This window comes from Pseudomonas sp. S2_F07 (assembly GCF_054668325.1).
The window spans coordinates 2941412-2955527 of record NZ_CP162758.1 but is presented as its reverse complement, the minus strand read 5'-3'; the positions used below and the strand labels follow the sequence as shown (position 1 = coordinate 2955527).

10 protein-coding genes are annotated in these 14116 nt (G+C 60.5%); all 10 read right to left on the bottom strand.

Annotation, left to right across the window (positions count from 1 at the left end; genetic code table 11):
• Positions 1-14: 14 nt before the first annotated feature.
• Positions 15-3005, bottom strand: a complete 2991-nt coding sequence (locus AB4O40_RS13235; protein ID WP_056728647.1) for a DUF748 domain-containing protein — start codon at positions 3003-3005, stop codon at positions 15-17.
• Positions 3006-3065: 60 nt separating this feature from the next.
• The gene (locus AB4O40_RS13230) at positions 3066-4082 is read right to left on the bottom strand and encodes a class I SAM-dependent rRNA methyltransferase (protein WP_460054220.1); all 1017 of its coding nucleotides are present in this window, start codon (positions 4080-4082) and stop codon (positions 3066-3068) included.
• 93 nt (positions 4083-4175) lie between these two features.
• Complete coding sequence (locus AB4O40_RS13225) at positions 4176-5045, bottom strand: oxygenase MpaB family protein (RefSeq protein WP_223541983.1); 870 nt, start codon at positions 5043-5045, stop codon at positions 4176-4178.
• A gap of 51 nt (positions 5046-5096) precedes the next feature.
• Positions 5097-7034 (bottom strand): acetate--CoA ligase, encoded by a 1938-nt coding sequence (gene acs, locus AB4O40_RS13220; RefSeq protein ID WP_056728642.1) that lies wholly within the window; start codon positions 7032-7034, stop codon positions 5097-5099.
• Between the two features lie 237 nt (positions 7035-7271).
• Positions 7272-8936 (bottom strand): glucose-6-phosphate isomerase, encoded by a 1665-nt coding sequence (pgi, locus tag AB4O40_RS13215; RefSeq protein WP_056728640.1) that lies wholly within the window; start codon positions 8934-8936, stop codon positions 7272-7274.
• Between the two features lie 224 nt (positions 8937-9160).
• The gene (gene panD / locus AB4O40_RS13210; protein ID WP_003228271.1) at positions 9161-9541 is read right to left on the bottom strand and encodes an aspartate 1-decarboxylase; all 381 of its coding nucleotides are present in this window, start codon (positions 9539-9541) and stop codon (positions 9161-9163) included.
• 194 nt (positions 9542-9735) lie between these two features.
• Positions 9736-10596, bottom strand: coding sequence for a pantoate--beta-alanine ligase (gene panC / locus AB4O40_RS13205; RefSeq protein ID WP_056728637.1), 861 nt, complete (start codon positions 10594-10596; stop codon positions 9736-9738).
• Positions 10593-11393, bottom strand: coding sequence for a 3-methyl-2-oxobutanoate hydroxymethyltransferase (panB, locus tag AB4O40_RS13200; RefSeq protein WP_056728635.1), 801 nt, complete (start codon positions 11391-11393; stop codon positions 10593-10595). Before panB ends, panC begins: the two co-directional genes overlap by 4 nt.
• 276 nt (positions 11394-11669) lie before the next feature.
• Entirely contained in the window at positions 11670-12155 is a 486-nt protein-coding gene (gene folK / locus AB4O40_RS13195; protein ID WP_056728633.1) for a 2-amino-4-hydroxy-6-hydroxymethyldihydropteridine diphosphokinase, read from the bottom strand.
• A 3-nt stretch (positions 12156-12158) separates the two neighbouring features.
• Complete coding sequence (locus tag AB4O40_RS13190) at positions 12159-13559, bottom strand: polynucleotide adenylyltransferase PcnB (protein WP_056728631.1); 1401 nt, start codon at positions 13557-13559, stop codon at positions 12159-12161.
• Positions 13560-14116 lie beyond the last annotated feature (557 nt).

The following is a 14116-nucleotide window of genomic DNA, read 5'->3' as shown; positions in this document are numbered from 1 at the left end:
CAGCCGCCGATTCATCACTCGGCATCCAGATGCATCGGCGTCACCACGCGGCCGTCGCTTTGCGCTTCGCCCAGATTGGCGTCGATGAAGTACACCCGGTCATCTTCCAACTGGGCCTTGTCGACCAGGTAATCCTTGATGCTGCTGGCGCGTTCCTGGCCCAGTTGACGCAACAGCACGTCGCTGGAGCTCCAGAACTTGATCACCTCGGCACGCATTTTCGCGGTGCGCTCTTCCTTGCCCAGATCCTTCCATTCGGCGGGGGGCTGGGTTTTCAGGCGGGTGCGGTAGATACCTTCGAGCAGCGGGCCTTTTTCCCCGTCCGGCACTTCCAGCAACGAAGCCTGGGCCGGGACCTTGTCACCGCGGCGCTGGAGCATTTTGTAGTAGTTGTACTGGTATTCACGTTCCAGGCGTTGTTCGGCGATCAGCGGGCCATCGCTGCTCTGGGCGGCGGTGCCTTCGATTTCCAGGCGCAGGGCCGGACGCTCCTTGAGCGCCTTGGACAGTTTGTCCAGGGCGCCTTCGGCGTCCTTGCCCAATTCGCTGGAACCCGCTGCAAATGAAACGCTGCCCAGGTCTTCCGAGCCACCACCGTTGACCAGCCCGCCAATCAGTTTGAACGGCGCTGCCGCGGCCTTGACGACCAGGTTGCGCAAGGTCTGCCAGATAATCGGCATGACACTGAACTGAGGGTTGTTCAGGTCGCCGGTGACCGGCAGTTCGATGGAGATCTTGCCATCGACGTCCTTGAGCAAGGCAACGGCCAGTTTCAGCGGCAGGCTCACGGCATCCGGGCTGTCGACTTTTTCACCCAGTTCCAGTTGTTCGACCACCACTTTGTTTTCAGCTTTGAGCTGACCCTTGGTGATCTGGTAGTGCAGGTCGAGATTGAGCCGGCCCTTGCGGATACGGTAGCCGGCGAACTTGCCGGAGTAGGGCGTCAGCGTGGTCAGCTCCACGCGTTTGAAGCTGGTGGCGATGTCGAGGCTGGCCATCGGGTCAAACGGATTGACCGAGCCCTTGATGGTCACCGGCGCGTAGCGATCGACCTTGCCCTTGACGTCGACACTGGCCGGTTTCGGCTGGCGGCTGTCGATGGTGCCGATCTGCCCGTTGAGTTGCTGGATGGCGGTGGCGAAGTTCGGGGTCAGGCTGAAGTCGGCGAAGTTGGCCGAACCGTCATTGATGAAAATGCCGCCGATGTGGATGCCCAAGGGTTTTTCTTTGCTGGCCGGTTTGCTGGCCGCCGGTTTTGCCGCGGAGTCCGCCGGTTGCGGAATCAGCAGGTCATCGATATTGGTGGTGCGATCATCGTTGATCATGAAGCGCGCATAGGGCTGGAACAGGTTGATCTTGTCGATCGACAGGCTGTCCCCATGCTGATAGTTCAGGCCTTCGACCACGACCTGTTGCCACTTGAGGAAGTCGCGGGTTTTCAGGGTGTCCAGGGTATGGAGCTGATCGACCTGGGCGCGGCCGGTGACGTTGAACGCCAGGGGCTCGGTGCTTTTCAGGTCGACCGCCAGATCACTGCCGAGCATGCCGCTGCGCAGTTCCAGGCGAATGAACGGCGTGATGTAGGACTGGGCAACCCGCAGGTCGATGTCCTTGGTCTGGACCTTCAGTCTGGCGCTGACCGGGGCCAGGTTGACCTCGCCGTCGGCCGTGATCCTGCCTTGCTTGCCCACGCCGGTATCGAGCTTGAGGGTAAAGGGTGAACCGTTGAGGCTGTCGAAGTTTTGCAGGTCAAGGTTCAGCGGAGCCAGTTCCAGGGCGACGGCGGGTTGTGCCTTGCGGTCCGCCAGATGCACCTGGTAGTCGCGCAGTTGCACATCCTTGAGCAGCACCTGCCAGGGTTTGTCTGGGGCGGCCGGTTCAGGTTTCGGTGAGTCTGCCGCCGCCGGAGTGCTGGTCGGTTCGGCATCTGCCTTGGCTTTGGCGGTGGGTTTTGACGGTTGGCTGGCGAACAGTTTCTGCCAGTCGAGTTGGCCGTCCGATTCCAGCGCGGCCCAGGTTTCCAGTTTGTGGCTGCGGATCTTGCCGACCACCACTTGCTGTTTGGCCAGGTCCACGGTGGTTTCGCTGACGTCCAGGCGCTCAAGCTTTACCAGCGGTCGGCCATCCGGCGCCTTGATCGCGAAGGGGGCGATGCTGACCGCTACATTGCTTAGCAGCAGCTCGGTTTCCTTGGTCAGGTTGAGTTTGTAGTCGGTGCTGATGCTCATGACGCCGTTTTCGAGATCCAGTGGCACGGCATCGCGCACATAGGGCCAAAAGGCTTTCATCTTGCCATCAGTGATTTTCAGCTTACCTTCGGAGGCGATCGGGATCAGGCTGAAGTTGCCGGTCCAGTCGATCTGTCCGCCATTGGGGCCGACGGCCACCAGGGTCATGTCGGCGCTGTCATCGGGCAGGGTGCTGAGGTTCTTCAGCTCGAAATCGAGTGTGTCGTAGAGAAACTCGATGGGTTCGCTGGGCCGGGCATCTTCAAAGTGTACGGCGCCGCCCGCCAGTTTGATCCGCTCGATGCGCAGCGGAAACGGCTTGGCATCAGGGTCGGCCGGCGTGGGTTCGCTCTCTGGTAGCTTGAACAGCCCGAGCAGGTTGAGTTTGCCGTCCTTGCTGAACAGGATTTCGGTCTTGGGCTTGGTCAGCTCGACATCAGACAGGTGCACCGCCTTGGTCCACAGGCTGTCGAATTGCAGATTGGCGTACAGGCGCTCGAAACCGACCTGCTCCTTGCCGGGTTCGCCGATGTTCAAGCCCCAAAGGGTCAGTTCAAGGCTGAACGGATTGAATTCGATCCGCTGGATGGTCGCGGGTGTAGTGGCGTAGCTGGCCAGTTGCTGGTTGGCAACGCGCAACGCGACACCCGGTAAAATCAGAAAACCCAGCAAGCTGTAGAGGGCCAGAGCAGTCAACAAGGCGCCAATGGCGCGAATCAATCCTTTGTACATGTGCGGCTTCATCTGTCTGAATCGGAGAGCCTTGGAGTATGGCATGCGTTTCCGGTTCCGAAGTGATCGGCCTGTTCAGGAAATTTCAGATTTCTCCGAGGACGGTCAGAGCTGAAGAATCAGGGTTTTCAGCGGTGGCTGTTGATCCAACGACGGAAAATCGGCGCCTGGCTTCATCATGGTCCATTCACGCACCGGCCGTCCGGCCTTTTCCGCGCAACGCAAAACCTGTTCGCGCCAGTCGTCCATGCTGACTTTTGCCAGGTTGTTGCAGCAGATCAGCACGCCGTTGTCGGCGGTGGTCAACAAGGCGGGTTTGAGCAGGCTTTGGTAGTCGCGCAGCAGGTCGACGGTGCCGAACGCGCTCTTGGCCCAGGCTGGAGGGTCCAGCAGCACCAGATCGTACTGGCGCTGTTCCAGGCGCTGATAGCTCGGCAGCTTTTGCCCGCGGCGCTGGCTGATCGGCAGCCCGGCCAGTTGGCGAATGGCCGGGAAGTAGTCGGACTGGATAAATTCCATGGTCGGCAACTGCGGGTTGAGTTGGCCGTTCTCCCGACCGACCGCCAGGTTGCCTTCGGCGAAGTCCAGGTTGCACACCTCGCGCGCGCCACCGGCGGCAGCACTGAGGCCGACACCACAGGTGTAGGCGAACAGGTTCAGCACGCTTTTGTTCTTGCTGTGATCCTTGACCCAGCCGCGGGTGTTGCGCAGGTCGAGGAACAGCAGCGGGTCCTGTCCGGCATGGCGCCCTCGCACCCGATACTTCAGGCCCCACTCGTGGCCGACCAGGTCTTGCAGGGCGGCTTCGTCGGCGCGGTAGACGATGTCTTCGCGATCGATGCGCGAGTTGCCACGGGAGCGGTCGTTGTAGACCAGCAGGGTTTCAAAACCCAGGTATTGATTGATCGCTTCGTGCAGTTGCAGCAGCGTCTCGCGCTCCAACGCCTGGTGGAAACTTTGCACCAGCATTTGTGGGCCGTAGCGGTCGATGGTCAGGCCACCGGCGCCTTCCTGGCTGCCGTGGAACAGGCGATAGCAATCGGTACCTTGCTGGTGCAGTTCGGCGAGCAGGTCCTGGCGTTGATCGAGGGCGGCGCGCAGCGCCTGATTCAAGGAAGACATGCTGGGCGCCTTGCAGGAGGGAATTGGGCGCGGGAGTTTAACAGTTTTGGCGCGGGACCGACTTGCTCGCGAAGCTTTTGATCTTTGTTCTTTCTAAGTAATCCCCATCCGCCGTTTAGCCCGCTGCACTGACCCGTTACGCACCGCCCAGCGCAGCATCGGCGCACTGCGATTGACACTGGCGCGGATCAGCTTGCGTTGCAGCGGGTTCTGGCTGACGCCGAGCATGTCGCTGGCCCAGTCCGGCAGCAGGTCGATCCCGGCCTGCATCATCAGGCCGCCGAAGGGCTTGGCCAGACGGCTGGGGGCGGGGGCGTTCAATAGCAGGCGCAGCACTTCGCGACTGCGTTCATCGCACAACAATTGCGGGCGAACGCGCTCAAGGTAATCGGAAATTTCCTGCCGTGAACGGGGCACATCACGCGCCCCAAGACGTTCGGCAACCAAGGCAATCTCGGCGTAATAACGATCCTGATCCGCGAGGGACAAATGTGGATTGCGATAGCGCAAATGCGCGGCGAGGAAGTTGCTCACTTCCGCGACGTGCACCCAGGTCAGCAGATCAGGATCGCTGGCTGCGTAAGGGCGCCCATCCGGTGCCGTGCCGGTCACTTGCAGGTGAATGGTGCGGACTTTTTCGATCAACCAGTCGGCATCCTGTCGAGAACCGAAGGTGGTGCCGGAGATGAACTGCCCGGTGCGGCGCAACCGGCCGAGCATGTCTTCACGAAAGTTCGAATGGTCCCAGACCCCGGCCAATGCCAGCGGGTGCAGGGCCTGCAGCATCAGGGCGCTGATGCCACCGATCAGCATGCTGCTGAAATCGCCATGGACTTGCCAGCTCACCGAGTCCGGCCCGAACAGCCCGGGGTCGCCCTTGGGGTTTTCCAGGTCGAGTTTGCCCAAAGACAAACCGGTCAGGCTCATGATCTGGGTTTCGATGCGGGTGCGGATGAATTCCATGGCCACTCAGTGATGAAAGAGGAGGGCGCGGCCACTGGCCGCGCCTGTAGGTTACTGGTTCAAGCGCTTGTCGATCAGCCCTTGCACCACGCTCGGGTCTGCCAGGGTCGAAGTATCACCCAGACTGTCCAGTTCATTGCAGGCGATCTTGCGCAGGATGCGCCGCATGATCTTGCCTGAGCGGGTTTTCGGCAAGGCCGGGGCCCACTGGATCAAGTCCGGTTTGGCGAAACTGCCGATTTCCTTGCTGACCAGGGCCAGCAATTGCTTCTTCAGTTCATCGTTGGTTTCGACGCCGTTCATGGGCGTGACGAAGACATAGATGCCCTGGCCCTTGATGTCGTGGGGATATCCGACCGCAGCGGCTTCGGCGATGCTCTCGTGCAGCACCAGGGCGCTTTCCACTTCGGCGGTGCCGATACGGTGGCCGGACACGTTGATCACATCGTCGATGCGCCCGGTGATCCAGTAGTCGCCATCTTCATCGCGCCGTGCGCCGTCACCGGTGAAGTAGTAGCCGGGGTAGGGTTTGAAGTAGGTGTCGACCATGCGTTGCGGGTCGCGATAGACACTGCGGATCTGCGCCGGCCAGCTGGATTTTATGGCCAGTACGCCGCTGCCGGCGCCCTTGATTTCCTTGCCTTGCTCGTCGAGCAGCACCGGTTGCACGCCGAACATCGGTTGTGTCGCACAACCGGGCTTGATCCGCTGGGCACTGACCAGCGGGCTGAGCATGATGCCGCCGGTTTCGGTCTGCCACCAGGTATCGACGATCGGGCAACGCTCTTGGCCGACCTCATGGAAATACCATTCCCAGGCTTCCGGGTTGATCGGCTCGCCGACCGTGCCGAGTAGCCTGACGCTGGCGCGGGATGTTTGCTTCAACGGTTCCGGGCCTTCGCGCATCAGTGCGCGCAGGGCCGTCGGGGCGGTGTAGAAAATGTTCACCTTGTGCTTGTCGATCACCTGCCAGAAGCGCGAGGTGCTCGGGTAGTTCGGCACGCCTTCGAAGATCAGCGTGGTCGCGCCGTTGGCCAGCGGGCCGTAGACGATGTAACTGTGGCCAGTGACCCAGCCGACGTCGGCGGTGCACCAGAAGACTTCGCCGTCGCGGTAGTCCAGCACGTACTTGAAGGTCATCGCTGCTTGCAGCAGGTAACCGCCGGTGGTGTGCAGCACGCCTTTGGGTTTGCCGGTGCTGCCGGAGGTGTAGAGGATGAACAGCGGGTCTTCGGCGTCCATCGGCTCGGGCGGGCAATCGGCGCTGGCTTCGCTCAGTGCCTGCTGGTACTTGATGTCTCGTCCTTCGACCCGGTTCGCCGACCCCTTGCTGCGCTCGACCACCAGCACGGTGCTCACGTCCGGGCAGCTTTGCAGCGCCTTGTCGACGTTCTGCTTGAGTGGCACGACCTTGCCGCCGCGCACACCTTCATCGGCAGTGATCACGGTGCGGCAGTCGGCGTCGAGAATGCGGTCGCGCAACGAGTCCGGGGAGAAACCGCCGAACACCACCGAGTGCACCGCGCCGATGCGGGTACAGGCCAGCATGGCGTAGGCCGCCTCGGGAATCATCGGCATATAGATGCACACACGGTCGCCTTTTTTCACGCCACGGCTTTTCAGCACGTTGGCCAGGCGACAGACGTTTTCATGCAGTTTTTTGTAGGTGATCGATGTCGAGTCGGCAGGGTCGTCGCCTTCCCAGATGATGGCGACCTGATCGCCGCGCTTCTCCAGGTGCCGGTCGATGCAGTTATAGCTGACGTTCAACTGCGCGCCGGCAAACCAGGTGGCTTCACCGGTTTTCAGGTTGTAGCGCTGGACGGTTTCCCAGGGGGCGCTCCAGTCGAGAAAACGCGTGGCCTGTTCGGCCCAGAAGGTGCTGGGGTGTTCGATGGATTGGCGGTACAGGCGCTGATAGTCGTCTTGACTCAATTGCGCGGCCCGGCGGACGGCATCGGCTTTGGGGAACGTGCTGATATCGAACATGACGGTTCCTTATTCTTGTTTTGCGACAAAGATAAAGATGCGCCGAGAGGTCAAAGGGTTCAAGAGGGGAGCTGTGCGACCCTCGTAGGAGCTGCCGAAGGCTGCGATCTTTTGACGTTGCTTTGAAGATCAAAAGATCGCAGCCTTCGGCAGCTCCTACAGTGATAGTGCACGCCACCGTTTTTGCAGTAAACCCGGTGCCGTTTGAAGGGGCGGGCTAACCGCCCCTTCAGCCGATCACCCGCGGTGACGACCACGGAAGTAATTGATCAGCCCTTGGGTCGAGGCGTCCTCGGCCGGGGTTTCTTCGCTGCCGACCAGGCGGTTGTAGACGCCTTTGCCCAGCTCTTTGCCCAGCTCAACACCCCACTGGTCGAAAGCATTGATGCCCCAGATCACGCTTTGCACGAAGACTTTGTGCTCGTACATCGCCACCAGAGCGCCGAGGCGACGCGGGCTGATGCGCTCGACCACCAGGGTGTTGCTCGGACGGTTGCCCGGGATCACCTTGTGTGGCGCGAGTTTTTGCACTTCGGCGTCACTCATGCCTTTGTCGCGCAGTTCGGTTTCGGCCTCGCCAAGGGTCTTGCCGAGCATCAGCGCCTGGCTCTGCGACAGGCAGTTGGCGTACAGCCACTGGTGGTGGTCGGACACCGGGTTGAAGCTGACGATCGGCACGATGAAGTCAGCCGGGATCAGTTGGGTGCCCTGGTGCAGCAACTGGTGGTAGGCGTGCTGACCGTTGCAGCCGACACCGCCCCAGATCACCGGCCCGGTGTCGGTGGACACGGGCTTGCCGTCCTGGCGCACGCTCTTGCCGTTGGATTCCATGTCCAGCTGTTGCAGGTGCTTGGTGATGTTGCGCAGGTAGTGATCGTACGGCAGGATCGCGTGGCTTTGCGCGCCCCAGAAGTTGCCGTACCACACGCCGAGCAAGGCCAGCAGCACCGGCATGTTCTGTTCGAACGGCGCGGTCTGGAAGTGCTGGTCCATGGTGTAGGCACCGGACAGCAACTCCTTGAAGTTCGACATGCCGATGGCCAGGGCAATCGGCAAACCGATGGCCGACCACAGCGAGTAGCGCCCGCCGACCCAGTCCCACATCGGGAAAATGTTTTCTTCGCGGATGCCGAACGCCACGGCGGCGGCGTTGTTGCTCGAAACCGCGATGAAGTGGCGATACAGCTCGGCTTCCGAACCACCCTGGGCCAGGTACCAGGCACGGGCGGCCTGGGCGTTCTTCAGGGTTTCAAGGGTGTTGAAGGATTTCGACGAGACGATGAACAGCGTGGTCTCGGCGCGCAGCTTCATGGCCAGTTCGTGGAATTCGCTGCCGTCGATGTTCGCCAGGTAATGGCAACGCACGCCTTTCTGGGCGTAGGACAGCAAGGCTTCGGACACCAGCTCCGGGCCGAGGAAGGAGCCGCCGATGCCGATGTTCACCACGTCGGTGATCGGCTTTTCGGTGTAGCCGCGCCACAGACCGTCGTGGATACGGCCGACGAGGTCGGTGATCTGGTTCAGCACCTTGTGCACTTCGGGCATCACATTGACGCCATTGACCGACAGCTTGTCGCCGACCGGGCGGCGCAGGGCCGTGTGCAGGGCCGGACGACCTTCGGAAGAGTTGACGATTTCGCCATCGAACAGCGACTTGATCGCGCCCTTGAGGTCGACTTCGTTGGCCAGGCCCACCAGCAGATTGCGGGTCTCGGCGTTGATCAGGTTTTTCGAATAGTCGAGAAACAGGCCGCAGCTGCTGAGGGTGAATTGAGTAAAACGCTGCGGATCGGCATTGAAAGCTTCGCGCATGCTGAAATCCTGCATGGCTTGGCGGTGGTCATTCAGCGCTTGCCAGGCAGGCAGAGCGGTAACGTCGTGAGGAGTGCGGTAATACGCCATCGCTGCGGGTTTCCTTATTACTTGAACGGCCTTTTGAACACTAAAAATCCCGGAGCGCTGTGGGTGGGCGTTCCGGTCAACTGCGTCGACACGATTTCATGGCGCAGGGCGACTACAGTAAACCCCGCGCAATGATCTGTCTTGACTTTGTCTGACCTGTTTCCGGTACTTTTTTAACATCGAAGTTAGGAATGGTCCGACAAACGGAAGAGACAGGGATCGGATCAGGCGACCTGGACCGGAATGGCGTTGCTGGTGTGGCTCAGTTCATTGCCCGGTGCCATGTAGAGCATGCGCGGCTTGAAGTTGAGCAGTTCGGCTTCGCTGTAATGAGCGTAAGCGCAGATGATCACGCGATCGCCAACCTTGGCCTTGTGCGCGGCGGCGCCGTTGACCGAAATCATGCGCGAACCTTCTTCGCCACGGATGGCATAGGTGGTGAAGCGCTCGCCGTTGTCGACGTTGTAGATCTGGATCTGCTCGTACTCACGAATGCCGGACAGGTCCAGCCATTCACCATCGATGGCGCAGGAGCCTTCGTAATCGAGTACAGCGTGGGTGACTTCGGCGCGATGCAGCTTGGCTTTGAGCATGATGGCGTGCATGAGTATTTCCCAGGTCGGAATCGAACGGCGGGCAGTTTGCCCGAAGGCTTGAGAGGCAGCAATAAGGTGTGGAAACTGCCGCAAATCGAATGTGGGAGCGGGCTTGCTCGCGAAGGCGTTGCGTCAGTCGACGTATGTGTCAGCTGACAGACCGTATTCGCGAGCAAGCCCGCTCCCACAGGGTATTGCAGTGTTTAGATTGGCGCGTCGAGGTTCAGGTGCAGGTTGTCGATCAACCGCGTCGTACCGAGGAACGCCGCCACCAGAATCACCAGGTCACGATCCTGCGCCGTCGCAGGGCGCAAGGTCAGGGCATGGCGGATTTCCAGATAGTCGGGACGCAGGCCGGCGGCTTCGAGCTGTTTGATCTGGGTGCCGATCAGCGCCGGGTAGTCGCGTTCGCCCTGCCTGATCGCTTCGCCGATCGCATTCAGCGTGCGATAAACCACTGGTGCCACAGCGCGTTGCTCTTCGCTGAGGAAACCATTGCGCGACGACAGCGCCAGGCCATCGGTAGCGCGCACAGTGGGCTCGCCGATGATCTGGATCGGCATGTTCAGGTCATGAACCAGCGCGCGAATCACCGCCAGTTGCTGGAAGTCTTTCTCGCCGAAAATCGCCAGGTCCGGCTGGACCATGTTGAACAGCTTGCTGACCACCGTCGCCACGCCTTCGAAATGCCCCGGACGGCTGGCACCGCACAGGCCTTCGGACAATTGCGGGACGCTGACGCGGGTCTGGCCGGCCATGCCGTCGGGGTACATCTCTTCAACGGTGGGGGCAAACAGCAGATGGCAACCGGCCTGGAGCAGTTTTTCCTGGTCGGCGGCGAGGGTGCGCGGGTACTTGTCGAGGTCTTCGCCAGCACCGAATTGCAGCGGGTTGACGAAAACGCTCGCAACCACGAAGTCCGCCCGTTGGGAGGCTTTGGTCACCAGCGCCACGTGGCCGCTGTGCAGGTTGCCCATGGTTGGCACAAAGGCGATGCGCTTGCCTTCGCCACGGGCACGGGCCACGGCGGCCCGCAGTTCGCGTACGGTTTTTACGGTGTTCATGCAGAGAATCCGTGTTCGATTCCAGGGAATGTTGCCGCTTTGACTTCAGTCACGTAGGCAATCAATGCAGCTTCAATGCTGGTCTGGCCAGTCATGAAGTTTTTCACGAATTTCGGCATGCGGCCGGTAATGGACAGGCCCAGCATGTCGTGCAGAACCAGCACCTGGCCATCGGTGCGATTGCCAGCGCCAATACCAATCACCGGAATCTTCACCGCCTGGGTGATTTCTTCCGCCAGTTCGCTCGGGACGCACTCGAGCAGCAGCATTGCCGCGCCAGCCTGTTCCAGGGCGATCGCGTCGGCACGCATTTGCCGCGCCTGGTTTTCATTGCGACCCTGGACCTTGTAGCCGCCAAGGATGTTCACCGATTGCGGCGTCAGGCCCATGTGCGCACAGACAGGGATGCCGCGCTCGGCCAGCAGGCGGATCGAATCGGCCAGCCACAACGCTCCTTCGACCTTGACCATGTGCGCGCCGGCCTGCATCAACAGGGCGCTGTTGGTCATGGCTTGCTCGGTGGTGGCGTAGGCCATGAAAGGCAGGTCGGCGAGGATCAGGGCATCGCTGTTACCGCGTTTGACGGCGGCCACGTGATAAGCCATTTCGGAGGTAGTGACAGGCAAGGTGCTGTCGTGGCCCTGCAAAACCATGCCGAGGGAGTCGCCCACCAGCAGCACTTCGACGCCGGCCTGGTTGCAGGCGTGGGCGAAGGTTGCGTCGTAGCAGGTCAGCATGGTGATTTTTTCACCTTTTTGCTTCAGACCTTGCAGGGTGGTCAGGGTGATGGCTGGCATGAAAAGTTCCTCATTCAGGCGCTGTGGAAACTACTGCGAGTAACGCGCGTGATTCTTCGTTGAATACAGGCGCACGCTCTTTCGTCGTGCTTTTAAGGCCTGGATTGCGCCCTTGAACGCCGTGTAGGCGGCAGCGGGACGCCTATAGTCGTGAGGAGAACGAGGGAAGTCAATTGCGTGTGTTACCGCATTGTTACGGGTGGGGTGTTACCGGGGTAACTGATGCGATTCAGCAGCAGATATTGTGATCGACGCAAAACCAATGTGGGAGTGGTGTCACGCCGGGAGCAGGCGTTCCAACCCGACGAACGGGCAGGCTGCGAGTAATTCACTTAGCTCGCGGCCATCGGCCAGGCGCAGATCCGCAGGGGCCAGTTCCGCCAGTGGATACAGCACGAAGGCCCGTTCCTGCATGTGGTAATGGGGAACCTTGAGGCGTGGTTCGTCGATCAGGCGATCACCGAACAGCACGATGTCGAGGTCAAGCGTGCGCGGCCCCCAGCGCACAAGGCGCTCGCGACCCTGGCCGTTTTCGATGGTCTGCAAGGCATCCAGAAGGTCCAGCGGCGCCAGCGTACTGTCGAGAGCAGCGACCGCGTTGGTGTAGCGCGGTTGTCCGGGCAGCAGCGAGTCGCTTTGATAAAACGCGGATATCCCGACCAGTTCCGTTTGCGGCAAGTGCGCCAGCGCCTCGACGGCGCTGCGCAATTGTTCGGCGGGGTCAGCCAGATTGCTGCCCATGCCGATGTAGATGCGTTCCATGGATTACTCGCCCGTGGTGCTCGAAGCGCCGGCAGCGCGTTTGCGCTTGGAACCACCGCTGCGGCGACGCTTGCGCGGGGCGCCGGTGCCTTCATCCTTGCCGCTGAGGTCGCGAATCATGTCGCGACGCTCGCTTTCGTTGGCGTCCTGATAGTCAGTCCACCATTCGCCCAGGCCATCGGTCTGCTCGCCGGCGCTTTCGCGTAGCAGCAGGAAGTCGTAGCCGGCGCGGAAACGCGGATTGTCCAGCAGCAGATCGGCACGCTTGCCGCTGCGGCGGGGCAGGCGTTCCTGCATGTCCCAGATTTCGCGGATCGGCATGGTGAAGCGTTTCGGAATCGCGATGCGCTGGCACTGTTCGGCAATCAGCTCGTGCGCCGCTTCCTGCATCGCCGGAATCGGCGGCATGCCACGCTCCTGCAGGCGCAGGACACGGGCCGGCAGGGCAGGCCAGAGCAGGGCTGCAAAGAGGAACGCCGGGGTTACCGGTTTGTTCTGCTTGATCCGCAGGTCGGTGTTGATCAGGGCTTCGCTGATCAGGGTGTGGGTGTACGTCGGGTTGTATTCCAGTGCTTCGGCGCTGGCCGGAAACAGTGGATCGAACAATTGCAGGTCGACCAGCATTTCAAACGTATCGGCGGCATGGCCGGAGAGGAACAGCTTGAGCACCTCTTCGAACAGGCGGGCCGACGGGATCTCGCGCAGCATCGGCGCCAGGCCGCGGATCGGCAGGGCGCTGTGTTTTTCGATGCCGAAGTTCAGCTTGGCGGCGAAACGCACGGCCCGCAGCATCCGTACCGGGTCTTCCTGGTAGCGTTGCGTCGGATCGCCGATCAGGCGGATCAGGTGATTGCGGATGTCGTGTACGCCGTTGGCGTAGTCGAGGATGCGTTCGCTGACCGGATCGTAATACAGGGCATTGATGGTGAAGTCGCGACGTTGCGCGTCTTCTTCCAGGGTGCCGTAGACGTTATCGCGCAAAATGCGCCCGCTCTCGTTGCGCGAAGACTGGTTGCTGTCTTCCTCGTCTTCGTTTTGCGGGTGATTGGCGCGGAAGGTCGCGACTTCGATGATTTCGCGGCCGAAGTGGATGTGCACCAGCTTGAACCGGCGCCCGATGATTCGCGCGTTACGGAATTCGGCCCGTACCTGTTCCGGTGTGGCGCTGGTGGCAACGTCGAAATCTTTCGGTGTGATACCCAGCAGCATGTCGCGCACGCAACCGCCAACCAGGTAAGCCTGATAACCGGCGTTCTGCAGGCGTTCAACGATATTCACCGCGTAGCGGCTGAATTGCGCCTTCTGCAGCGAGTGTTGGCCGCTGTTGAGCACTTCAGGCGTGCTGCGAATGTGTTGCGTAGGACGCTTGGGAGAACGGAATGACTGGAACAGCTTCTTCAGCATGGGATGCACTGTTTGAAGGAATATTCGGCCATAACAGAAGAATGACCGCATGATGGGCGGGGATTCTAGCATTTAGTCGGGGGATGGTGTAGGACACAGCAGATATGAGCTGTAGGCCGCAGGCTTAAAGGCCGGAACGAGCCGATTTACGGGGATTTGCGAATCGCGCAAACCACAAGGGGAGCCGAAGCTCCCCAAGAAGTAGTTGCATGCTCTATTTTTATTTTTGGTTTCGGGCTTCTTGTTTTTGTTGAGTGCCCTCGCCATGAAGCTTTCCTTCATGACCCTCCCAATCGGGAGCCAAGAGCAAACGGATTGCTTTGGTCGCTGAATTGCAGTGATCTTTCGATCCAACCAGTACAGGCTCTGTCTTAGGACAGTTTTTGTTGTTCTCGGCCTGGTCGTGGGGCAAGCCCCAAATACAACGCCTCTCCAAAAGAATCAGTTAGCTGCGCCTCTCGCCGTCTTGTTTTTATTGTGCGTGAGTCGATTCGTCTTATTTTTATTGTCTTGTGCATTGCTTGTTATTGTTCTTGTACCAAACATATAGCAGGGTG

Coding starts and splice junctions, on each gene's coding strand:
- AB4O40_RS13235 (WP_056728647.1), bottom strand. CDS start 3,005: ATGCCATACTCCAAGGCTCTCCGATTCAGACAGATGAAGCCGCACATG.
- AB4O40_RS13230 (WP_460054220.1), bottom strand. CDS start 4,082: ATGTCTTCCTTGAATCAGGCGCTGCGCGCCGCCCTCGATCAACGCCAG.
- AB4O40_RS13225 (WP_223541983.1), bottom strand. CDS start 5,045: ATGGAATTCATCCGCACCCGCATCGAAACCCAGATCATGAGCCTGACC.
- acs (WP_056728642.1), bottom strand. CDS start 7,034: ATGTTCGATATCAGCACGTTCCCCAAAGCCGATGCCGTCCGCCGGGCC.
- pgi (WP_056728640.1), bottom strand. CDS start 8,936: ATGGCGTATTACCGCACTCCTCACGACGTTACCGCTCTGCCTGCCTGG.
- panD (WP_003228271.1), bottom strand. CDS start 9,541: ATGCACGCCATCATGCTCAAAGCCAAGCTGCATCGCGCCGAAGTCACC.
- panC (WP_056728637.1), bottom strand. CDS start 10,596: ATGAACACCGTAAAAACCGTACGCGAACTGCGGGCCGCCGTGGCCCGT.
- panB (WP_056728635.1), bottom strand. CDS start 11,393: ATGCCAGCCATCACCCTGACCACCCTGCAAGGTCTGAAGCAAAAAGGT.
- folK (WP_056728633.1), bottom strand. CDS start 12,155: ATGGAACGCATCTACATCGGCATGGGCAGCAATCTGGCTGACCCCGCC.
- AB4O40_RS13190 (WP_056728631.1), bottom strand. CDS start 13,559: ATGCTGAAGAAGCTGTTCCAGTCATTCCGTTCTCCCAAGCGTCCTACG.